Annotated in this window: 21 protein-coding genes; 19 read left to right on the top strand and 2 right to left on the bottom strand. The window is 34.2% G+C overall.

All coding sequences use genetic code 11. The annotated features are described in order from the left end of the window. Window positions 1-5 precede the first annotated feature (5 nt). The 7 genes from LB941_RS05725 to LB941_RS05695 all read left to right on the top strand — a co-directional run bounded on the left by LB941_RS05725 (window position 6) and on the right by LB941_RS05695 (window position 6,400). The gene (locus LB941_RS05725; protein ID WP_253360246.1) at window positions 6-785 is read left to right on the top strand and encodes a hypothetical protein; all 780 of its coding nucleotides are present in this window, start codon (window positions 6-8) and stop codon (window positions 783-785) included. Window positions 786-951: 166 nt separating this feature from the next. After that, window positions 952-2,316: a UDP-N-acetylmuramoyl-tripeptide--D-alanyl-D-alanine ligase gene (locus LB941_RS05720; protein ID WP_253360245.1), complete on the top strand. Its 1,365-nt coding sequence runs from the start codon at window positions 952-954 to the stop codon at window positions 2,314-2,316. Between the two features lie 196 nt (window positions 2,317-2,512). Further along, entirely contained in the window at window positions 2,513-4,033 is a 1,521-nt protein-coding gene (gene cshA / locus LB941_RS05715; protein ID WP_253360244.1) for a degradosome RNA helicase CshA, read from the top strand. A gap of 158 nt (window positions 4,034-4,191) precedes the next feature. Then, window positions 4,192-4,566: a holo-ACP synthase gene (gene acpS / locus LB941_RS05710; RefSeq protein ID WP_253360243.1), complete on the top strand. Its 375-nt coding sequence runs from the start codon at window positions 4,192-4,194 to the stop codon at window positions 4,564-4,566. A 3-nt stretch (window positions 4,567-4,569) separates the two neighbouring features. After that, window positions 4,570-5,688, top strand: a complete 1,119-nt coding sequence (gene alr, locus LB941_RS05705) for an alanine racemase (RefSeq protein ID WP_253360242.1) — start codon at window positions 4,570-4,572, stop codon at window positions 5,686-5,688. A 64-nt stretch (window positions 5,689-5,752) separates the two neighbouring features. Further along, a complete protein-coding gene (locus LB941_RS05700) occupies window positions 5,753-6,010 on the top strand; it encodes an antitoxin (protein WP_253360241.1) in 258 nt (85 codons plus the stop codon). Between the two features lie 18 nt (window positions 6,011-6,028). Further along, window positions 6,029-6,400 carry a type II toxin-antitoxin system PemK/MazF family toxin gene (locus tag LB941_RS05695; RefSeq protein WP_253360240.1) on the top strand — a complete coding sequence of 124 codons (372 nt, stop codon included), beginning with the start codon at window positions 6,029-6,031 and terminating at the stop codon, window positions 6,398-6,400. A 75-nt stretch (window positions 6,401-6,475) separates the two neighbouring features. Here the strand turns inward: LB941_RS05695 and cbpA are convergent, their stop codons facing one another. Beyond that, a complete protein-coding gene (gene cbpA / locus LB941_RS05690) occupies window positions 6,476-7,111 on the bottom strand; it encodes a cyclic di-AMP binding protein CbpA (RefSeq protein ID WP_253360239.1) in 636 nt (211 codons plus the stop codon). Between the two features lie 300 nt (window positions 7,112-7,411). Next, window positions 7,412-8,380 carry an L-lactate dehydrogenase gene (locus LB941_RS05685; protein ID WP_253360238.1) on the bottom strand — a complete coding sequence of 323 codons (969 nt, stop codon included), beginning with the start codon at window positions 8,378-8,380 and terminating at the stop codon, window positions 7,412-7,414. Between the two features lie 303 nt (window positions 8,381-8,683). Between LB941_RS05685 and pth the strand changes: the two genes are divergently transcribed. From pth to lysS, 12 genes are all read left to right on the top strand, one after another. Then, window positions 8,684-9,256, top strand: coding sequence for an aminoacyl-tRNA hydrolase (pth, locus tag LB941_RS05680; protein ID WP_253360237.1), 573 nt, complete (start codon window positions 8,684-8,686; stop codon window positions 9,254-9,256). Window positions 9,257-9,264: 8 nt separating this feature from the next. Next, window positions 9,265-12,810 (top strand): transcription-repair coupling factor, encoded by a 3,546-nt coding sequence (gene mfd, locus LB941_RS05675; RefSeq protein ID WP_253360235.1) that lies wholly within the window; start codon window positions 9,265-9,267, stop codon window positions 12,808-12,810. Then, window positions 12,807-14,399, top strand: coding sequence for a putative polysaccharide biosynthesis protein (locus tag LB941_RS05670; RefSeq protein WP_253360233.1), 1,593 nt, complete (start codon window positions 12,807-12,809; stop codon window positions 14,397-14,399). The genes mfd and LB941_RS05670 overlap by 4 nt, the downstream gene beginning before the upstream one ends. 3 nt (window positions 14,400-14,402) lie before the next feature. After that, a complete protein-coding gene (locus LB941_RS05665) occupies window positions 14,403-14,672 on the top strand; it encodes an RNA-binding S4 domain-containing protein (protein WP_253360231.1) in 270 nt (89 codons plus the stop codon). An 88-nt stretch (window positions 14,673-14,760) separates the two neighbouring features. Beyond that, window positions 14,761-15,147 carry an FtsB family cell division protein gene (locus LB941_RS05660; RefSeq protein WP_253360229.1) on the top strand — a complete coding sequence of 129 codons (387 nt, stop codon included), beginning with the start codon at window positions 14,761-14,763 and terminating at the stop codon, window positions 15,145-15,147. 95 nt (window positions 15,148-15,242) lie between these two features. Next, a complete protein-coding gene (locus tag LB941_RS05655; RefSeq protein WP_253360227.1) occupies window positions 15,243-15,764 on the top strand; it encodes a S1 domain-containing RNA-binding protein in 522 nt (173 codons plus the stop codon). 85 nt (window positions 15,765-15,849) lie between these two features. After that, the gene (tilS, locus tag LB941_RS05650) at window positions 15,850-17,193 is read left to right on the top strand and encodes a tRNA lysidine(34) synthetase TilS (protein ID WP_253360225.1); all 1,344 of its coding nucleotides are present in this window, start codon (window positions 15,850-15,852) and stop codon (window positions 17,191-17,193) included. Between the two features lie 20 nt (window positions 17,194-17,213). Further along, window positions 17,214-17,756 carry a hypoxanthine phosphoribosyltransferase gene (gene hpt, locus LB941_RS05645; protein ID WP_253360223.1) on the top strand — a complete coding sequence of 181 codons (543 nt, stop codon included), beginning with the start codon at window positions 17,214-17,216 and terminating at the stop codon, window positions 17,754-17,756. A gap of 92 nt (window positions 17,757-17,848) precedes the next feature. Then, window positions 17,849-19,951 carry an ATP-dependent zinc metalloprotease FtsH gene (ftsH, locus tag LB941_RS05640; RefSeq protein ID WP_253360221.1) on the top strand — a complete coding sequence of 701 codons (2,103 nt, stop codon included), beginning with the start codon at window positions 17,849-17,851 and terminating at the stop codon, window positions 19,949-19,951. Window positions 19,952-20,108: 157 nt separating this feature from the next. After that, window positions 20,109-20,993 (top strand): Hsp33 family molecular chaperone HslO, encoded by an 885-nt coding sequence (gene hslO, locus LB941_RS05635; protein WP_253360219.1) that lies wholly within the window; start codon window positions 20,109-20,111, stop codon window positions 20,991-20,993. An 84-nt stretch (window positions 20,994-21,077) separates the two neighbouring features. Further along, window positions 21,078-22,070, top strand: a complete 993-nt coding sequence (gene dusB, locus LB941_RS05630) for a tRNA dihydrouridine synthase DusB (protein ID WP_253360216.1) — start codon at window positions 21,078-21,080, stop codon at window positions 22,068-22,070. Window positions 22,071-22,146: 76 nt separating this feature from the next. Next, window positions 22,147-23,649, top strand: coding sequence for a lysine--tRNA ligase (lysS, locus tag LB941_RS05625; RefSeq protein ID WP_253360214.1), 1,503 nt, complete (start codon window positions 22,147-22,149; stop codon window positions 23,647-23,649). Window positions 23,650-24,007: the final 358 nt, after the last annotated feature.

Below are 24,007 nucleotides of genomic sequence, written 5' to 3'. Positions count from 1 at the left end.
TAAGGTTGAGGGGGAATATTTTTTATATTCGAATGGAAAATGTTTCACATATGGTGTTATCTTATGGGATTACAATCCGTGATTTTATGTCAGCATTGAGTTTTTTTCCTCCAAATATTTTGTTAATTAATAAAGTAGATTCAACACGTGAAATTGATATAAACACTGGCTTTAACATGATTTTAGGTGCGGAGAATGTTCAAGCATATTTGTTAAGTAAACAGACAAAAAATCAAAAATGGATTGATTTTGATGATATTAGAGATTTAGAATATATAACGCCACGTGAGGTTTCAGAATTATTATATTTGGGTCATGCATACACCAATTTACAGTCACCTTTTTATTATAAGTTACAAAATAATTTTATTTTTCTTACACTACCTAATGGTGCATTAAAAGTATATTATCGGCGCTTAGATGTGTTTTATAGTATATTTGTGCAAGCTGTAACTAAAAAAATATTGGAAGTATATCGTGAACGTAAACCAATCTTAAGTTTACGTTTACACGTTGAGCCGCTCGAAAAAAAAATAGGTGAACAATTAGCAGTACTTTTTGCGGAAGGGCTAGTCCTTGATTTTAGTCGATTATATATAGCTAATAAGAAAATACAGCTCCCCTTGTTGATTGCATCTGATAATACTTACAATGTAAAGTGGCATGAACCACTATTATTGACAGAACATTCTAAATTAGTTGGTAATCTAGTATATATAATAGAGAAACGAAAATGGGAGATAGAGATGTTGAAGCCGCAAGCGTTTGATGGTCAAACTTTATAAGAATAAATAAATATGTTAGTGTCTAAGAAAAAGGAAAATGTTCTTTTTCTTAGATTTTTTTATGGAAATCGTTTTTTTTTATGTGTGTTACAATGATTAAGAATACGAGCTGATTTAGTGATATATTATTTAAACGAATATCGATTAGAAAGGAAGACTAAAGCATATGAAAATGCAGTTAGCAGAAATTGCACGATCGTTAAGGATTGAACCAAAAGAAGAATGGGAAGATATAAGTGTAACGAGTGTTAGTTTTGATAGTCGTTCTTTAAAGCCAGGGGCACTATTTATTCCTATCACAGCTGGAAATGATGGACACCGTTTTATCAATAATGCACAAGAAAATGGGGCAGTTGCAACTTTGTGGCAAGAAGATCATACGCAAGTTGAAACACAAGTACCTAAATTGATTGTAAGTAATACGATTGAAGCCTTGCAGAAACTTGGTAAGTACTATTTAGAAAAAATTAATCCAGGAGTTGTTGCGGTTACTGGTAGTAATGGAAAAACAACAACAAAAGATATGATTGCTGCTATTTTAAAAACGCAATTCAATGTGAAAAAAACACATGCCAATTTTAACAATCATATTGGTGTTCCTATGACGATTTTAAGTATGGAGCCAAATACAGAAATTTTAGTAGTTGAAATGGGAATGGATCATTTTGGAGAATTAGATCAACTTAGCAAATTAGTTAATCCCGATGTAGCAGTTATTACAATGATTGGTGAAGCTCATATTGAGTTTTTTGGTAACCGTGGCCGAATTGCAGATGCAAAAATGGAAATAGCACATGGGTTAAAAGAAGATGGTATTTTAGTATATAATGGGGATGAACCATTATTAAGAGAGCGAACAGCTAAACTGAGTCAGGAAAAAAGAACTTTTGGAACAAGTGCAGATGATGATCTTCAAGCTGCTAATATAGTTAGTGATGATGTAAAGACAGCATTTAGAGTGGTTGCTTGGGAAAACACTAATTTTACAATTCCAATGATAGGTTCTTATAATGTTAATAATGCAATGGCTGCGTTAGCGGTAGGTGAATTGTATCATATCCCCATTGTTAAAATGCAAGAAGCTTTAGCAAAATTTGATTTAACTGCGAATAGAACTGAATGGGTACAAGGAAGTAAGGGTGAACGAATTTTAAGTGATGTTTATAACTCTAATCCTACGGCAGTAAAAGAAGTATTAAAGGCTTTTTCACAAGTTAAAACGGATGGAAATAGAATTGCTGTTCTAGGTGATATGCTGGAGTTGGGAGAACAATCTGAACAAATGCATGTAGGGTTAGCGTCTTCAATTGATCCAGAGAAGATAACAAGTGTTTATTTATGTGGAAAAATGATGGAAAAATTAGCAATTACTTTAAAACAAAAGTATCCGGAAAATAAGGTTCATTATTATGAGACAACAGAAAAAAAGCAGCTAATTGCTGATTTACAAGCGGAGGTTTCCAAGCAAGATATTGTTGTGATAAAGGGAAGTCATGGGATTCATTTAGAGGAAGTTCTAACTAACTTATAAAAAAACTTGTTTTACATCCCATTAACCTGTATAATTAATAAGATATTGCAATTTAGCAAAAGAAAAATATTACTTTACAAGACAGAACGGAAAATTTCACGATCCTGTGTTGTGAAGCAGTGAAGTGAATTTTTTAGGATTCACAATTATGCGACTATAGCTAAAAAGCTATGAAACACATTAGGAGGAAATTTTTTTGAAATTTAGTGAACTTGGTCTGGAAACAGATTTATTGAAAGCCATCAAGCGTAGTGGGTTTGAAGAAGCAACGCCTATTCAAGAAGCTACTATTCCGTTGGTATTATCTGGGGTAGATGTGATTGGACAAGCACAAACTGGTACTGGAAAAACAGCGGCTTTTGGATTACCAATTTTGCAGCATACAGATGTTAAGCAAAATGCAATACAAGCGGTTATTATTTCACCTACGCGTGAACTGGCAATTCAGACGCAAGAAGAATTGTTTCGTTTAGGCAAAGATAAGCGTGCAAAGGTTCAAGTAGTTTATGGAGGAGCTGATATAAGACGTCAGATTCAGCAGTTAAAACATCATACTCCACAAATCTTGGTTGGAACACCAGGTCGTTTATTGGACCATATTAATCGAAAAACGGTAGATTTGAGTAACGCTAAAACCTTAATTTTAGACGAAGCTGACGAAATGTTGGATATGGGCTTTTTGGAAGATATTGAAAGTATCATTAGAGCAATTCCAGCTAGTCGACAAACGTTACTATTCTCTGCAACAATGCCCAAGGCAATTTTAAAAATTGGCGAGAAATTTATGACAGAACCTCAAATTGTAAAGATCAAAACCAAAGAATTAACAACAGATTTAGTTGATCAGTACTTTGTACGTGCGCGTGATTTTGAGAAATTTGATATAATGACAAGAATTTTTGATGTACAGGCACCAGAATTAACAATTATCTTTGGACGTACTAAGCGAAGAGTTGATGAATTATCTAAGGGATTAGAGGCTCGGGGTTATAATGCAGCGGGTATCCATGGAGATTTGACACAACAACGTCGAATGAGTATTTTAAAGAAGTTTAAATCTGGCAAGTTGGATATCTTAGTAGCTACAGATGTAGCTGCGCGTGGATTAGATATATCTGGAGTAACACATGTTTATAACTATGATATTCCACAAGATCCAGAGAGTTATGTTCATCGAATTGGTAGAACAGGTCGTGCAGGTCACCATGGCACTTCAGTAACATTTGTAACACCTAATGAAATGGATTATTTAAGAGTTATTGAAAAGTTAACCAAGAAAAAGATGGGTCCATTGAAGCCACCAACTGAAAAAGAGGCATTTATTGGTCAAGTTTCTGCAGCTTTAACAGATATTAAAAAGCTAGTTGAAACAACAGAAACAGATAAATATGCAACGCAAGCAGAACAATTGTTAGAAAAATATGATGCAGTTGATTTAGTCGCAGCATTATTAAACAATATGACTAAAGACGACGCTAATGAGGTTCCTGTTAAGATAACACCAGAACGTCCATTGCCAAGAAGAAAAGGTGATTCACGTAATGGTGGAAAATTCAAATACAGAAGAAACAATAGTGGCGGTGGCAATTGGCACGGAAAACGTGACGATAAAAGAAGATCTGGAAGTAAAAAAGATCAAGATCGTGAAAAATATGGACGTCGTCAAGCTAACAAACGTAATTTTACAATTAGATCAAAAAAGCAAAAAACTAAATAACTAGTTTGTAGAGGGCGAGGAATCGGCCCTCTTTTTTGATAGCAAATTAAGAAGTATTGCTTATAAAATAGTGGTAAAATCAAGTGTGGTTAAAAACTTTTTAATTGTACAATTAGGTTGCTAATTTGCTAGAATAAATACGGAGGCAAACTATTATTATGATTTATGGTGTTGGTGTAGATATAGCTAGTATTTACCGGATAAAACAAGCTCAAGAAAAAAATAGTAATTTTGCAAGAAAAATATTAACAAAAGATGAGTTTGATATTTTCAATCAATTAGGCAGTAAGCGAAAAAATGAATTTTTAGCTGGTCGTTTTTCAATCAAGGAAGCATATGCTAAAGCATTTGGAACAGGGATAGGGAGTAAAGTATCATTTTTGGATATCGAAGTGTTGAATGATTTAAGTGGTAAGCCTATAATGACAAAGCAGCCCTGTTTTGATGAATTAAGAGCACATATCTCTATATCGCATACAGATGAGTTGGTAATGACAGAAGTAATTTTAGAAAAACTGAGAGAAGATGAATAATTAATGGTTGTAGGAAGACACAGAAATACAAAAGCAATTATTAATTTAGGAGCAATTGCTGAGAATGTAAATTTAGAAAGAAAGCAATTAGCGCAAGGACAAGAAATCTTTGCGGTGGTAAAAGCAAATGCTTATGGTCATGGACTTTTACCGGTTGCTAAAACAGCGAGAAAAGCAGGAGCGACTGGATTTTGTGTAGCCGTAATTGATGAGGGAATTGCACTTCGTCAAGCAGGTTTTGTGAATGAAACAATTTTAGTATTGGGAGTTAGTCCTTCAAGTGAAGCTGTCTATTTGGCCAAGAACAATCTCTCAACTGCGGTAAGCACAATTGATTTTTTACAAGCAGCACAACCACAGTTGTCACAAGCAGGGCTTAAATTACGGGTGCATATATCGTTGGATACAGGGATGGGCCGCATTGGTTTTAAAGAAAGCCAAACGTTGAGAAAAGCAGTTGATTATATGCATGAGTATCCTGAACAATTTGAATTTGAAGGCATTTTTACACATTTTGCACAAGCTGACTCTGCTGATAGTAGCTATTATCAACAACAACTTGCTAAGTTTAAAAAATTGACAGAGGGACTTACATTACCAAGATATGTGCATGTAGCTAATTCCGCAGCAGCTTTATGGCATAAAGCGTGTGGAGGAAATGTTATCCGCTATGGTATTACTATGTATGGCTTGAATCCGTCAGGAAATGAACTCGAAGTACCATTACCAATAAAACCGGCACTAAGTTTATACAGTGAACTAGTCCATGTTAAAAAAATAGCAGCTGGTGAGTCAGTTGGATATGGTTCAACATACACAGCTAAAAAGTCTGAATGGATTGGAACGGTTCCGATTGGTTATGCAGATGGTTGGCTTCGTCGTATGCAAGGTTTTAAATTATTAGTTGCAGGAAAGTATTGTGAGACTGTTGGGCGTGTTTGTATGGATCAATTAATGGTGCGTTTACCATCGCAATTACCTATAGGTACTAAAGTAACCTTAATTGGAAAAGATGGGGAAAATGAAATAACTGCGCAGGATGTAGCAAATTATGCCCAAACGATCCATTATGAAATTACGTGCTGTCTAAGTGAAAGAATTTTACGTAAATATCAGGACTAAGGATTACAAATTCTTAATTTTATGTTATATTTAAGTTAGAAAAAATGTTGAGGGGTATATTACTATGGATGGCAGGTCAGAAGAAAATATCAATGCAAAGTTTGTTTCAGATAATCAAAAATTCGTTAGCTATTGTGATTTTTATGATATTAGTACGCTAGCGGTTGATTCGCAAGCGCTAGACTATATTCAAAAGAGTAGTGATAAGCTAGATGCGTTAATTACGGGTTATAGTGAAATGGGCACTTTAAATCGTGAGATTTGCAGTGAATTTTCGAATTGCGAATGTGAAGCAATGGGCCTGGGTCTCGTAGAAAAATAAAAGGAAAAGAGGAATCCGATGGCAGAAGAGGAAATAAAGCGCGGTGATATTTTTTATGCCGATTTATCTCCTGTTGTGGGTTCGGAACAAGGTGGAATGAGACCTGTACTAGTTGTGCAGAATAATATAGGCAATAAATTCAGTCCAACTGTAATTATTGCTGCAATTACATCTCGAATATCAAAACCTAAAATGCCAACCCATGTAGGTTTGAAAGCAAGTAAAAATGGTTTAGAAAAAGATTCAGTTGTTTTGCTTGAGCAAGTTAGAACAATTGATAAACAGCGTTTAAAAGATAGGATAACACATACAGATGTTGACATAATGGTAAAGGTTGACGAAGCACTAAAGATAAGTGTTGGGTTAGCCAATATACATAGTAATAGATGATAAAAAACAAAGTATCCCCAAATCAGATGTGATGATTTGGGGATACTTTTTAAAATAAAGTGGTGCAACAAATTTTTAAGCTTGTAAATCTTCAATTTCAGGAACTCTAAAATTATGTCTTTCTAAGTTAGCGACAATTCTTTCTAACTTATTAGGTGTTACGTCAGAAGGTAATGTAAATAGTGTTCGATGAACAAGCTCACCTGCTTGAACGTCGAGCGTTATACAACTAGCAATAGAAGTGTATTTAGTGATAATTTTAGACATCTCTACTAAATCGCCACGTTCTCCTGATGAGATTACAGTTAGGACATAGCTTCCAATATTGAAATTCCAAGATTGAGATAACATTTCAAGTAAACGATTGTGAGTTAAAATACCATAAAAATAATTATTGTCATCAAGAACAGCGATAAACGGTAAATCACGAATTGAAAAGAATACATTGAAAAAAGCTGAATTTATAGAGATAAATTTAGTTGCATTTTTTAATAAGTGTGTTACCGGTAGCTGCATATCGCCACCTCTTGATTTGTGACGATAAATGTGCATTTTATAGATATTTCCGCGGAAAATTTTACCAGATTTATCTAAAATAGGAACACATCTGTAACCTGATTCTTCAAGGATACGCAAAGCCTCTTCTAAAGTAACATCCTCACGAATGGTTGTTAAAACTTGTTTAGGTTTAACTAGAGTTTTTAATAGCATAATAAAGGCTCCTCATAAAGTATTTTTCTAAGTGTTTCCTAATTTATTGTAGCATTAGTAGTTCAGTGTAAGCAATAGCAAAGTTGGTTCAGAAATAAGGATTAAGTATAAAAAATGATAAGTTAAGTTTAAATTGATTTGAGTTAGTTAATAAAATTAAAATAGGCAATTAACATTGAAAAGTTAATAATACAGAGGGGCTGCTTTATATTTAAATAAGGATAAAAAATTATGTGATTGGACAGAAAAAAAGCCTAGGATTTTTTGATTCCTGGACTTTTTCTAACTGATTAAAAATAATTATTTATTTTGTTCTAAAGATTTCAAACCATCTGTAAGAACTTCTTTTAAAGTTTTAGCAGATGCTGTCATCTTAGCTGATTCTTCATCGTTTAAAGGAACTTCAAGAATTGATTCAAGACCTGAACCATTAACAACAGCAGGTGTGCCAATATAAACATCGTTTAATCCATATTGACCTTCCATGTATGCAGAAACTGGTAAAACAGCATCTTCATCACGTAAAATAGCACGAGAAATACGAGCTAAGGCTGTAGCAACACCGTAGAATGTTGCACCTTTCTTGTTAATGATTTCATAAGCTTTGTTACGAACATCATCTTCAAGTTTAGCCAATGTATCCATCGAAACATTGTTCTTTTCTGCCCAATCTAAAACTGGAAGACCACCAACAGTTGCAGCTGAGTAAGCAGCAAATTCTGAATCACCATGTTCACCCATGATATAAGCATGGACTGAACGAGGATCGTGGACACCCATTAGATCTCCAAGTGCTACACGTAAACGAGAAGTATCTAATGATGTACCTGAACCGATAACTTTGTTTTTAGGGAAGCCAGATAATTTCCATGTTGCATATGTTAAAATATCAACAGGGTTAGCTGCAACTAAGAAAATACCACTAAAACCAGAGTCAACAATTGGTTTAACGATTGAAGATAGGATCTTCAAGTTTTTGTTAACTAAATCAAGACGAGTTTCACCTGGTTTTTGAGGTGCACCAGCTGTAATGACAACTAAATCAGCATCTTTACAGTCTGAGTATTCAGCAGAATAAATTTTCTTTGGATATGATAAAGCAGTAGCATCAGCTAAATCTAAAGCGTCACCTTCTGTACGAGCTTTAACAACATCGACAATACCAAATTCTTCAGCAATACCTTGTAAAGCCATTGCATAAGCAAAACTAGAACCTACGGCACCATCGCCGACTAAAATAACTTTTTGATGATTTTGTGTTTTTGACACAGTTCTTCATCCTTTCATAAGAAAACTAAATTGATACAAACACATTATAGCATGTTTCAAGAAAATTTGTATGAGTTTTCACTAATTTTAAATCACTGAAAACCCTTACTTTCTAATGTTTGTGACCTTTTATTCAAAAACAGAACCAGCTTAATTTTGATTATGTTTTCTGAAAGTATGTTATACTAGTAAAAATTACAAACGTATCTGTCTGAGACAACAGTGTCCCAGCACTTTTTGTGTTGTTAATATAAAGTTGCCACATAAAAATTTATAATGAAAGTTGAAAGGAAACATAGAGTAATGAAAATGATTGTCGGATTAGGTAATATAGGTAGAAAGTATGATGAGACAAGACATAATGTTGGTTTTATGATTGTTGATCGCTTCGCAAAGCAACAAGGTGTGGAATTTGATAAACAGAAATTTGATGCACTGATAGCAACTACTTTCATTAATAATGAAAAAATTTTATTAGTTAAACCATTAACATATATGAACGAGTCTGGGCGTGCAGTTCGTCCATTGATGGATTATTTTGAGATACCAGTCGACAATATAATAGTAGTTCATGATGATATGGATTTAGAAGTGGGGAAGCTAAGGTTGCGGCAAAAGGGTTCTGCTGGTGGCCATAATGGAATTAAAAGTATAATTGCTCATTTAGGTACACAACAATTTAAACGATTAAAAATCGGAATTGACCATCCTAAAAAAATGAGTGTAGTTGATTGGGTGTTGTCAAGGTTCAATAATGAACAAAAAATTGCTTTTAATAACGCTGCAGATCAAGCTTTAAAAGCACTGGAGTATTGGATAGAAAAAAATGATTTTATGCAAACAATGAATAATTTTAATCACAACAGTAAGGAGTAATGTAGTTAATGGATTTAATAGAAACTTTGTTCAAACAATCTCCTATCGCTGAATGGTCGACACAACTAAGTCAGCAAGGACATAGACATTTGTTAACTGGATTAGTTGGTTCAGCAAAGACTGTGTTGTTAGCAGGTTTGTTTAAGCAAAGAAAGGAACCTCTTTTAATTATAACAAATGACCTTTACCACATGCAGCAATTAGCTGATGATTTGGAAAATTTAATTAGCCCACAAGAAATTTGTCAATTTCCAGTGGAAGAAATTTTAGCAGCTGAAATTTCTACAAGTTCCCCAGATTTTAAAGAACAACGTATTTGTGCACTAAATGCTTTAGTAGAAAAAAAGCATAAAATCATTTTAACCACAACAAGTGGATTGAGACGAATTTTACCTAACCCACAAGATTGGTCGAAGTATCAGCTGACATTTAATTTAGGGAAAGAAATTGATTTAGGCTCTGTAGAAAAAAACCTTGTTAGTATGGGGTATATTCGCCAAAAATTAGTCGATCGACCAGGCGATTTTGCTGTTCGTGGGTCTATATTGGATATCTATCCGCTGAATATGGATAATCCGGTCCGGATTGATTTATTTGATACAGAAATTGATTCGTTGCGTACTTTTAATACGGCTAGTCAAAAAAGTATAGAGAATATAGAAAAAGTAACAATATCTCCAGCAACAGATTTTATTGCATCCAAAGAGCAACTTCAAAATGCTAGTGAACTAATTAGCAAAACTTTCTATCAAGAAAAACAATCGTTAATAAAAAAAGATGACCGACTTAATTTAGAGAAAAAAATCCAGGAAGTAATTTCTTTGTGGAATAACGGTGAACTAGTCGCTAAACATCTGCCTTTTGCCGAGTATATCTATCCTAAACAAGATGGGATTCTTAATTATTTAGTTGATGATAGTTTAGTTGTGGTAGATGACTATGCGCGAATTTTAGAAAAAGAACAAGATTTAGTACTGGATGATCAAAATTGGTTAGTAAACAAACTTGAAAAAAATGAATTGTTTCCTGAAATTGTCTGGAGCAAAGAAATTCAACCAATAATAAAGAATTGTCTACAAAAACAAGTATTTCTTGCTCCATTTAGCAAAGGAATGGGTGGATTGCGTTTTAGTCAAAAACTTGATATAAAAGCACGCTCAGTTCAGCGCTTTTTTGGTCAAATGCCACTTTTAAAAACAGAGGCAGATCGATGGAAAAAGCAGCAGCAAACCGTAATTATTTTAGTACCAGAACAAGAACGAATTGATAAAGTTACACGGATGTTAGATGATTTTTCTATTCCTGCAATTTTAACAACATCTAACTCATTGCAAAAAAATGTTATCCAAGTAGCAAAAGGTGCTTTAAAAACAGGTTTTGAATTAGCACAAGGCCATATTATTGTACTAACTGAGCATGAACTATTTGCGCAAGCAACAAAACGACAGGCACAAAGACAAACTATGAGTAACACACAACGACTTAAAAGTTACACAGATTTAAAAAAGGGTGACTTTGTTGTTCATGTAAATCATGGTATTGGACAATACTTGGGCATGGAAACAATGAAAATTGATGGCAAGCATCAGGATTATATGACTTTATTGTATGCGGATGATGCAAAACTATTTATTCCGGTTACTCAATTAAATAGGATTCAAAAATACGTTTCTTCAGAGTCTAAAACACCACGGATTAATAATTTAAGTAACGATAAGTGGCTTAAAACTAAGAAAAAAGTTGCTAGTAAAATTGAAGATATTGCAGATGATTTAGTTGATTTATATGCCAAACGTGAATCAGAAAAAGGGTTTGCCTTTTCGCTAGATGATGCATATCAAAAAGAATTTGAAGATGCCTTTCCATATACAGAAACACCAGATCAATTACGTAGTGCAAAGGAAATTAAACACGATATGGAACTAAGTCGACCAATGGATCGGCTTTTAATTGGTGATGTTGGTTTTGGAAAAACTGAAGTAGCATTGCGAGCAGCGTTTAAAGCCATACAAGATGGTAAACAAGTTGCATTTTTAGCACCTACAACTGTATTAGCCCAACAGCATTATGATACTTTAATGACAAGGTTTGATAATTTTCCGGTCAGTATCGGTGTACTATCTCGTTTTAGTACTAAAAAGCAAGTTGATAAGATATTGCAAGATTTACGTCTTGGATTGATTGATATTATTGTTGGGACGCATCGCTTATTATCAAAAGATATTAAGTTTGCCGATTTAGGGTTGTTAATTGTTGATGAAGAACAGCGCTTTGGAGTTAAGCATAAGGAACGCTTGAAAGAGTTAAAAGCAACAGTTGATGTATTAACATTAACCGCAACGCCAATTCCACGTACATTAAATCTTTCTATGCTAGGAGTACGTGATTTATCGGTGATTGAAACAGCGCCAATGAATAGATACCCAATTCAGACGTATGTTTTAGAACAGAACTTTGGTGTGATTGTTGATGGTATTAGAAGAGAAATGGCAAGAGGGGGACAAACATTTTATTTGCATAATCGAATTGACGATATTGAAAGAGTGGTCAATGAATTGCATAGTTTAGTGCCTGAGGCAAGAGTTGCTTATATTCATGGACGGATGAGCGAAGTTCAATTAGAGCGCATCTTGATAGACTTTATTGCAGGTGAATACGACGTACTAGTTACAACAACAATTATTGAAACTGGGGTTGATATTCCAAATGCAAATACTTTGTTTGTAGAAGAAGCGGATCATATGGGATTGGCTCAGCTTTATCAATTGCGGGGACGTGTCGGTCGCTCAAATAGGGTTGCATACGCTTATTTCATGTATCAACCAGATAAGGTTTTAACAGAAGTTAGCGAAAAAAGATTAGAAGCCATAAAAGACTTTACTGAATTAGGCTCAGGTTTTAAGATTGCAATGAGAGATTTGTCAATTCGAGGAGCTGGCAATATTTTAGGTAAACAACAACATGGCTTTATAGATTCTGTCGGATACGATTTATATACACAAATGCTTAATGAAGCAGTTGCTAGAAAACAAGGAAAGAAGATTCAGGCTAAGAGTGATACGGAAATTAACTTGGATATTGAAGCGTATTTACCAGCTGAATATATTGAGGATCAGCGACAGAAAATTGAAATCTACAAGCGTATTCGTCAATTTGAGAATATAGAGCAGTACAGAGAAGTTCAAGCAGACTTAATTGATCGTTTTGGAGATTATCCACAAGAGGTTGCTAATTTACTTGAAATAGGTTTATTAAAATTATATGCAGATTTTGCATTAATTAACCGCATTAAGCAAAATGGTAATAAAATAGTAGTACAGTTATCTAAAAAAACAACAAGTCAATTACCAGCAAAAGAATTGCTACGTGCAGTTGCTCAAACAACATTTCCGGCAACGCTGGGAATAAAAGATGAATGTATGCAGATAGATCTTACAGTTCAGCCTACAATGTCAAAACAAGATATTATTGAGCAATTACAAATATTGACTAAAGTTCTCTTTGATCAGATGCATGCTAGAACGGCAAAAAAAGAAAAGGTAAGTAATGAATGAAGAAAAATTTTCGTATGAAAACTGCAATGAAAGGAGCACTTATTTTATCAGTAGCGTCATTAATTGCTAAAATATTGAGTGCATTTTACAGGATTCCATTTGAAAATATTGTTGGAAATACAGGGTTTTACGTATATCAACAAATCTATCCTATCTATGGGATAGGAATGACGTTTGCCTTGAGTGGTTTTCCAATGTTTATTTCAAAATTGATAGCAGAACAACAAACAAAGGAACAAAAGATCACACTTAGTCGTTATTTATTTTTTATATTAAGCTGTTTTGCAGTATTGATTTTTGTTATGTTACGTATGTTTGGACCAGCTATTGCTAATTCAATGGGTGATGCTTCATTAGTTGAATTAATTAATAGTGTTGCTTGGATGTTTTTATTTATGCCAATATTAGCTGTTGGTCGTGGTTATTACCAAGGCGTGTTTAACATGGTTCCAACGGCAATTTCACAAGTTTCAGAGCAGTTAGTACGTGTTATTGTAATTATTGTTGCTGCTTGGTTATTTACTCAGCGCCATTGGACATATTATCATATGGGAGCGTGGGCAATGAGTGGTGCTACTTTTGGTGCATTTTGTGCTAGTTTAAGTTTTGTCCGCTTTTATATGCGTGATTTTATTCACACAAAAACGGTTCACGTCGACATCGATGTACTAACTTTGGCCAAGCGTTTGATTACAGAAGGTTTTATAATATGCCTATTTGCTTCGTTGATGGTGCTATTACAATTAGTGGATTCGTTTACTGTAAAACAAGCACTTCAAGATATAGGTTTAAATTCTAGTCAAGCTAAGGATATCAAAGGAACTTATGATAGAGCGCAACCGTTAGTGCAATTAGGAATGGTGGTAGCTGTAAGTTTTTCATCAACGTTATTACCATCTTTAACAGAAACGCTGCAGACGCATAGATTAAATGAATTTCGTAAAACAGCTCGTGCTTTCATGCATGTAAGTGTAGGACTTGGATGCGCAGCTACGGTAGGATTAATTGTTTTAATGCCAGAAATAAATACTGTTTTATTTGGCAATGCTGCATTAAGTGGAACAATTAGTATATATATGCTAAGCATCATATTGATAACATTAGTAAGTACGTATACATCCATTTTGCAGAGCCTGAATCAATTTAAGATAACGATTATTGGGTTAGTTTGTGCAATTGTTGTAAAAGTGGGTGTTAATACACAGCTTATTTATCATTATGGAATTGCTGGAGCAAGTATTGCAACAGTTCTAAGTTTATTAGTTGCTCAGATTGTAATTAGTAGTTCATTGCCTTCGTTAATCAAGGGATTAGTTAGCAACAACAATTTTATGGTAAAATTAGGTATAACAATTAGTATCATGGCTATAAGTACAAAGTTAACTGTTAAAATACTGCAACACTACTTGTTTAGTGGTCGTTTTGATGAACTTGTAATTACATTATGCGGAATCACTGTTGGAGGTTTTGTATTTATTATCTGTGCAGTTTTAACCAAAACTTTTACCATTCGTGAATGGCTAACAATCCCCGGCGGGAAAAAATTATTACGTTTTTGGGGAAACTTGATAGGGCAAAAAAGGAGATAGAATATGCGCTTAGACAAATTTTTGAAGGTTTCTCGTATCATTAAAAGAAGAACGGTAGCTAAGGAAATAGCGGATCAAGGTAGAATTTCAATAAATGACAAAATAGCAAAATCTTCAACAGATGTTAGCGTGGGAGATCAGATTGTTATTAAATTTGGCAATAAAACAACGACATTAAAAGTCACAATGCTAAAAGATACAACTAAAAAAGATGAGGCTTATGACTTGTATGAGATTCTCAATGAAGAGTATAAAGAAGATTATCGCTTTTAATATGCAAATATAACGATTTGCTAGCTAGAATTTTTAGTTTTATATAATGGAAAATTGTGTATATTTAGGAAATAAAAGGAGAAGCGAGATGGCAGAAAATAAATCTAAAATCAAAGTTTTGGATAATGAATATTTTCATAGAAAACAACGCCAATCAAAACAACACACACTTCAACTTAAATTTGAACGTCGCCATAAAAGAATTCGTTTTTGGGGCAGTATTATTTGTGGTTTAATTATTTGTTATGGAATAGTTAGGGTAGTCCAAGCACGTTTACAGATTCGTGAAATTAGGCAAGAAACGGTGGTAGCAAAACGCCAATTGAAAAAAGACCAAACAAAGAATACTGAATTGCAACAACAAATTGAACAATTAAAGGATTCGGACTATTTGCAAAAGCTAATTCGTGCAAAATATTTCTACTCTAAAAATGGAGAAACAATTTATCTTTTACCTGATGATGCTAACAATTAAATTTTTATGACTCAAATTAAATTTATCAGTATAAATCTTTATTTTGACGTGTTATACTGTCCATGTAGACAATTTTGAGGAGGAAAAACTTTTTTATGTCAGTAGAAGTAGGAGCTAAGGTTACTGGGAAAATTTCAGGAATTACTAAATTTGGAGCGTTTGTTGATTTAGGCAATAAAAAAACAGGATTAGTTCATATTAGTGAAGTTTCAGATGGATTTGTTAAAGATATTCATGATGTGCTATCAGTTGGAGATGAAACAACTGTCAAGGTTATCTCTATCGGAGAAGATGGCAAAATTGCCTTGTCTATCCGTAAAGCAATGGATAAATCTGAAAAAAATACACAAAAAAACGACCATTATCATCATCAAAATGATGGCCAAGGTAATGGACATAAAGAGTATCATGAAAAAAAGAGTAATTATACTGGAGCAAATCATAATAACAGTAAAAGTCACTCTTTTAATAACCCAAAACGTAGTAACAATGAAAATAAGAAAAAAGATTTTGACTCCTTAATGGCCGGGTTTTTGAAAGAAAGCGAAGATCGATTAACTTCTTTAAAGAGAAATACAGAAGGCAAACGTGGTGGTCGCGGTGGAAGACGCAACTAGTTAATTTGAATAGTGTAAAGAAGCAGACCAAATTTTAATTAGAAATTTGATTTGCTTTTTTAATGAATAAAATAGAGGTAGAAAAATGCATAGTTTTAGAGAAAAATGGTCACAGTTGAATCTAGCGCATAAAAAAATCCTAGTAGCTGTTTCTACAGGTTGTGATTCAATGGTATTACTTGATATGTTACAGAAGCTTCCTGAAAAAGAGCGGCCTCAAATAAATGTAGCCTATGTAGACCATTGTTTGCGTGCACAAAGCAAAAGGGAAACAAAGTTCATTAAACAATACTGTGATAAACGGAATTTACCTTTATTTTGTTATACTTGGACAACGGACATGCATCCAATGACAGGGGTAGAAGCTAAAGCACGTGAGATGCGCTATACTTTTTTTGCAAAAATTATGCAACGAGAAGATATTATGTACTTATTGACAGCGCATCATGGTGATGATCAAGCAGAAACTTTTTTAATGAAACTAATTCGCGGTGGTGAACTAGAACAGCTAATCGGGATTAGAATGTGTCGGCCTTTTGAAACCAAATGGAAGCTTATTCGGCCTTTATTAGGAATTAGTAAAGAACAATTAAGAATATATGCTAAGCAGCATAACGTGTTATATTATGAAGACGAAACAAATTCAAGTGATGCTTTTCAGAGAAATAGACTAAGACACCATTTTGTACCAATGCTTAAGGATGAAAATAAGGAAGTTTTACAACATATCCAAAGCTATAGTGAGCAACTGAATGATATGGCTTTAGCAACCCAATATTTAGTTCAAAATGAACTTGGAAACTTGCGGATTCAGGGAACAAAAGACTATTCATTAAACAAGTGGAGAAATGTGCCAATATATTTGCAAAAACTGATATTAAAAGAACTTATCCGAAATAAAGAAGTAACTTTAAATTATAGGCAGATACATGAATGTGTAAAACTATTAGCAAATAATTCAAAACCACAAGGAAGAATACAGTTAGCATCTGAATTATTTTTGGTGAAAAGGTATCAAATTTTTAAGCTAGAAATGATACCACAAAAAACAAAAGTAAGTAAAGTTGAATATAAGCTTGATGTTGATAAATGGATTACGCTATCTGATGGCAGTAAAATAGGACTATTTAAGTCTGAAACATTTAAAGCAACTGAAAAAGATGATATTTTAGAATTAAATCAACTTCCGCAAACTAAGTTGCTGATTAGGCATCGAATGGCAGGAGATCGACTTTTAACAAGTATTGGAAAACAAAAAGTCAAAAAAGTATTGATTGATGCTAAAATACCAACTGAACAAAGAAATGAGTATTGGGTAGTTGCAGATGCATTGCAAAATATTTATTGGATTATTAATTTGAAAAAGTCTAATTTGTCACACGCGTCTGTAAATGCTAAAATTCAATACATAGTAGTTCATAGAAGTTAAACTTGGAAAGAGGATACGAAATGAATAATGATATCGAAAAAGTACTATACAGTCGCGAAGAAATTCAAGCTGTTACCGAAAAACTAGGTAAGCAAATTACTGAAGAATATATAGATAAAAATCCGATAGTGATTTGTGTTTTAAAGGGTGCCGTCTTATTCATGGCTGATCTTGCACGCGAAATAAAAACATATTGTGAAATGGATTTTATGGATGTTTCTAGTTATGGAGATGGAACAAAATCAACCGGTGAGGTTAAAATTATCAAAGATTTAGACACGCCAGTTGAAGGACGCAATGTTTTGATTGTTGAGGATATTATTGATACTGGTCGGACATTGGAACGCTTAGCTGACTTATTACATCATCGCAAAGCAAAGTCAGTTAAGATTTGTACATTGCTGGATAAACCTGAAAGAAGAGTTAAAGGTGTTGTTCCTGATTACGTTGGCTTTGAGGTTCCAAATGAATTTGTAGTTGGATATGGATTGGATTATGCAGGTAGGTATCGAAACTTGCCATATGTGGGAATTTTAAAACCCGAAGTTTATGAAAATAAATAATAGTCCAAATTAATAGTCAATAAAAGTCAAATATGCTATCATAGTCTACAATGATTAAACTTTTTGTTTAAGAGTAAATGAGGAGGAAATCTATGAATAACAAAAAAAATGGACTGTTACGCAATAGTCTATTTTATATTGTGATTTTTCTTGGATTTATGGGAATGGTGTACTACTTCTTTGGTAGTAAGGAGAGTTCAACAACTCAAGAAATTCAATCTAGTCAATTTATCAAAGAATTGAAAACGAATAATGTCAAGAGTTTCACAATTCAACCGTCAGGTAGTACCTATAAAATAACAGGTACTTATCGCAAAGCTAAAAAAACAAAGACTTCTTCAGGGCTTGCAGGATTATCTGCTTCAACCACGAAGGTCAGTGGATTTACAAGTAACGTTTTAACAAATGATACTGTTATTAAAACAGTTGAAAAATATGCTACCAAAAACAATATTAAAAACAATACTAAAGAGGAAGAATCAAGCAGCATTTGGATTCAGTTACTTGTCTCCTTGTTACCTATAGTTTTTATTGTTATTTTCTTCTATATCATGATGGGCCAAGCCGGTCAAGGTGGTGGCGGAAGCGGACGAGTTATGAATTTTGGCAAGTCCAAAGCTAAACCTGTTGATAAGAAAAATAATCGGATTCGCTTTTCTGATGTTGCGGGTGCAGAAGAAGAAAAACAGGAATTAGTTGAAGTTGTTGAATTTTTACGTGATCCACGTAAATTCTTAGCTTTAGGTGCACGTATTCCTTCTGGTGTCTTACTTGAAGGGCCTCCTGGTACAGGTAAAACATTGTTGGCTAAAGCTGTAGCTGGTGAAGCAGGGGTACCTTTCTTCTCGATTTCTGGTTCTGATTTCGTTGAGATGTTTGTCGGTGTTGGTGCTAGTCGTGTTCGTGACTTATTTGAAAATGCGAAAAAGAATGCACCATCTATCATCTTTATTGATGAAATTGATGCTGTTGGTCGTCGTCGTGGAAACGGCATGGGCGGTGGACATGATGAACGTGAACAAACGTTGAACCAAATGTTAGTTGAAATGGATGGTTTTGAAGGCGATGAAGGTGTTATTGTTATGGCCGCAACAAACCGTTCAGATGTTTTAGATCCTGCGTTATTACGTCCAGGACGTTTTGACCGTAAAATCTTAGTTGGTCGTCCAGATGTTAAGGGACGTGAGGCTATTTTAAAGGTTCATGCACGGAACAAACCATTAGCTAAAGATGTCGATTTAAAGATGATTGCAAAACAAACGCCTGGATTTGTAGGGGCTGATCTTGAGAACCTGTTAAATGAAGCGGCCTTATTAGCAGCTCGTCGTGATAAGAAGAAAATTGATTCTTCTGATTTAGATGAAGCAGAAGATCGCGTTATCGCTGGTCCAGCAAAACGTGATCGTGTTATCAGTAAGACAGAACGTGAGACAGTTGCTTACCATGAAGCCGGTCATACAATTGTAGGCTTAGTATTAAATGACGCTCGTGTTGTACATAAGGTAACTATTGTACCGCGCGGACGTGCTGGCGGATATGCTATCATGTTACCTAAAGAAGATCAAATGTTACTTTCAAAGAAGAATATGGAAGATCAAGTAGCAGGTTTAATGGGTGGACGTGCTGCGGAAGAAATTATTTTTAACCAGAAATCTTCAGGTGCTTCAAATGATTTCCAACAAGCAACCCAATTAGCGCGGGCAATGGTTACACAATATGGGATGAGTTCTAAGTTAGGACCTGTTCAATATGAAGGTAATGCAAGTATTATGGCTGGCGAAATGGGTGGAAATGCTCCTTATTCAGGGCAAACATCTAATATTATTGATGAAGAAGTTAAACGTATTTCTGATGAAGGAATGCAAAAGGCTAAAGAAATCATTGAAGCTAATCGTAAACAACATAAGATTATTGCTGAAGCATTATTAGAGTATGAAACTTTAGATGAAAAACAAATTTTAAGTTTATACAATACAGGAAAAATGCCTGTTAAAGCTAATGATGAATTTCCAAGTGAAAAAGCGGCAACTTTTGAAGAATCTAAAGAAGCATTAGAACGTAAAGAAGCTGCAAAAAAGCAAGAAAGTAATCAAGATGATAACTCAGGCGATAAAGCTGAAGAACAAAAACAAGATATGCAAACAACCACTTACTATCCAAAAAATAGCAGTGATAAGCAGAATAAAGACGAATAATAGCTACATCTTTATGAGAAAAGGCTTGTTGAGTTTTAGGTGATTAATATTTTAAGTAACGCACGGTGGAAATTTCATCGTGCGTTACTTATTGATATCGTAAAAAATAATTGAGAGAATAGAGAATAGAGAATAGAGAATAGAGAAGAGGGATAACATGGCAGATTATTTAGTAAAGAGTCTGGTATATGAAGGACAGTTAAGAGCGTATGCAGTCGATGCAACTCAGATAGTTCGAGAAGCACAAAAAAAACAAGATACGTGGAGCGCAGCTTCAGCAGCCTTAGGTAGAACGTTAGTTGGGACAATTCTGTTATCTGCAGCGTCACTAAAAGATGAAGGAAAAATGACGGTTCGAATTAACGGAGATGGACCTGTAGGTGGAATAGTAGTAGATGCAAATTATAAAGGAGAAGTAAAAGGATATATCCAACATCCACATATTCATTTGCCTCTCAACAATAATCATAAAATAGATGTGAAAGGTGCAGTTGGAACGACTGGCTTTTTATCTGTAACAAAAGATTTAGGTTTAAAGGAACCTTTTACTGGACAAGTTGATTTAGTGTCAGGAGAATTAGGTGAAGATTTCACTTACTATTTAGCAAAATCTGAACAAATTCCGTCAGCAGTAGGACTATCAGTTTTTGTTAATGAAGACAATAGTATTGAAACAGCTGGAGGTTTCATGATTCAAGTGCTACCAGGTGCACAAGATGAAATATTGAACAAGCTCGAAAAACGTTTACAAAATATGGAACCTATCTCAACAATAATGCGCAAGAAAAAAGCACCAGAAGATATTTTGAAAGAAATTTTTACTGAAAAAAACATAAAGTTTTTAAGTAAAGAAAAGTTTATTTATAAGTGTGATTGTTCTAAAAAGCGTTTTGCCCAAATTTTGGCGACTTTACCAGTAGGAGATATTGAAGAAATGATAGCTCAGGATCATGGAGCTCAAGCAATTTGCCACTTTTGTGGCAATAAATACAACTTTAGTGAAGAAGAGCTAAAAGAAATCGTGCAACGTTCCAAAGCATAAGTGTTTTTATTTATAAATGAAATGTGTTATTATGCTACGAGTGAGAAAAGTCAGACTTAATAAAATAATTAATGAGGTGAAAAAATGGAGTGGAAAATTGCAGACATCACAATCCCTAATCAGGTAGTTGTAGCACCAATGGCTGGGGTCACAAATGTCGCATTTCGCTTGATTTGTAAAGAATTTGGCGCAGGTTTAGTTGTATGTGAGATGATTTCGGATAAAGGAATTGAATTTAGAAATAAAAAAACATTAGGAATGTTGTTTGTTGATCCAACAGAACATCCAGTCAGTGTTCAAATCTTTGGTGGGACCAAAGAAACGCTAGTTCAAGCGGCAAAATTTGTAGCTGAGAATACTAGCGCAGATATAATTGATATTAATATGGGCTGCCCTGTGCCTAAAGTGACAAAAACAGATGCAGGGGCAAGATGGTTACTAGATCCTGATAAAGTGTATGAAATGATACATGCAGTAGCATCTAATATTGATAAGCCAGTAACTGTTAAAATGCGGACCGGATGGGATGAAGATCATATTTTGGCGGTTGAGAATGCTTTGGCTGCACAAGAAGCTGGTGCGGCTGCATTAGCAATGCATGGTAGGACACGTAAGCAATTATATAGTGGACATGCAGATTGGGATTTATTGCATAATGTTGCCCAAAAAGTAACAAAAATTCCTTTTATTGGAAATGGGGATATTCGTACACCCCAAGATGCTAAATTTATGTTAGATCAAGTAGGTGTAGACGCTGTAATGATTGGTAGAGCAGCTTTGGGAAATCCGTGGATTGTGAAACAAACTTTACATTACCTTGAAAGCGGAGAGATGTTATCAGAACCAACGCCAGAAGAAAAAATAACGGTAGCTAAAGAACACTTACACCGTCTTGTTAAAGTAAAAGGTGAAAAAATGGGACCACGAGAATTCCGGTCACAAGCAGCTTATTACTTGAAGGGGATTGCGCGTTCTGCAAGGACTAAAGCAGCACTTAATTCTGCAGAGACAGAACTAGAGATGATATCTATTTTTGATGCATTTTTAGAAGATACATTAGCACGCGAAGTACGCTAAAAGCGTACAAAAATTAAAGTTATTTTGTGATATACTAAAAAATGTATAAAATATTGATAGCGAGGAGAAGTATTTAATGACAAGTCAACAATCCATGAATGATCAATTGCGTGTACGTCGTGAAAAGCTTCAGGAATTACGCGATGAAGGCATTGATCCTTTTGGCCATCGTTTTGAACGAAACTACATGAATGAACAATTACATGCAAAATTTGGTGATGAGACAAAAGAAGAATTAAATGATCAACAGATTGAAGTAACAATCGCAGGACGTATGGTTGCAAAACGTGGTAAAGGAAAGGTAGGTTTTGCTGATTTGCAAGATCGAACTGGCCGCATGCAACTATATATTCGTAAAGATGAAGTTGGAGAAGAAATGTATCATATCTTCAAACGTTCTGATTTAGGTGATCATCTTGGAATTACTGGACAAATTATCAAAACTGATATGGGTGAACTAACAATTAAAGTATCAAAATTGGTATTTCTATCAAAAGCATTACGACCTTTACCAGATAAGTTTCATGGTTTACAAAACGTCGAGCAAATTTATCGGCAACGTTACTTAGATTTGATTGCTAATCGTGAAAGCTACGAAAGATTTGTAAAACGGAGTAAAATAATTTCAGCGGTCCGAAATTATTTAGATAATGAGAACTTTTTGGAAGTTGAAACACCAGTTTTACATAATCAAGCAGGTGGTGCAGCAGCTCGTCCCTTTATGACGCATCATAATGCCTTAGATATAAAGCTGTATTTACGAATTGCATTAGAGTTACATTTAAAACGTTTGATTGTTGGTGGAATGGAACGAGTCTATGAAATTGGTCGTGTTTTCCGGAACGAAGGCATTGATACCAAGCATAATCCAGAATTTACAATGCTTGAAACGTATGCAGCATATTTTGACTTCAAAGATGTAATGGATGAAACCGAAGGAATTTTTAAGGCTGCCGCTAAAGTGGTGACTGATAATGGAAAAATTACGTATCAAAATGCAGATGTAGATTTTAATATTAAATTTAAACGTGTTCACATGGTTGATTTGATAAAAGAAATGACAGGCGTTGATTTTTGGCAAAAAATGACTATAGAGCAAGCAAGAAAAATCGCTGATGAAAAGCATGTTCATTATGAACCTTATTGGCAAGTAGGTCATATTATTAATGCATTTTTTGAAGAATTTTGTGAAGATAAGATTATCAATCCAACATTTGTTTATGGTCATCCAGTAGAAATTTCACCACTTGCTAAGAAAAATGCAAAAGATCCAAGATTTACTGATAGATTTGAATTATTTATTTTAGGAAATGAGTATGCGAATGCTTTTACTGAATTGAATGATCCGATTGATCAACGACAACGTTTTGAGGCACAAGCAGCAGAACGTCAAGCGGGCAATGACGAAGCTGAAGGAATTGATGAAGATTATATAGAAGCTATGGAATATGGTATGCCACCGACAGGCGGTCTAGGAATTGGAATTGATCGTTTAGTTATGTTATTGACAGATGCACCTTCAATTAGAGATGTCCTATTATTCCCAACCTTACGCCCAGAAAGATTGGATGAAAAGTAAACTTTAAATACTTAGAGAGCAGATAAGACTAAAAAACCATATTGAATTTTGAAATAGTTCTAAAAATCAGATTTTTGGAATTACTAGAATATTCAATATGGTTTTTAATATACAATTAATAGAAATAAATTTGAATAAATGATTGACATTGTATAATAAAATTGCTAAACTAATTTAGTTGTCAAAATTATTATTTAATGGTAATTGAGAATTTAAAAAAAGTAGTTGACTTTTTCTGGAATATTAAATATAATTAAATGGTTGTCAATTGGCAATTAAAAAAGTAGATCTTTGAAAACTGAACAAAGTTTTTAGACAAATCAAATGTGTAGGGCTATCTATTCGAAAGAATAGGTAC

Source organism: Ligilactobacillus ubinensis, assembly GCF_024160875.1.
GTDB lineage: Bacteria > Bacillota > Bacilli > Lactobacillales > Lactobacillaceae > Ligilactobacillus > Ligilactobacillus ubinensis.
This window is presented reverse-complemented; position numbering and strand designations above follow the sequence as displayed.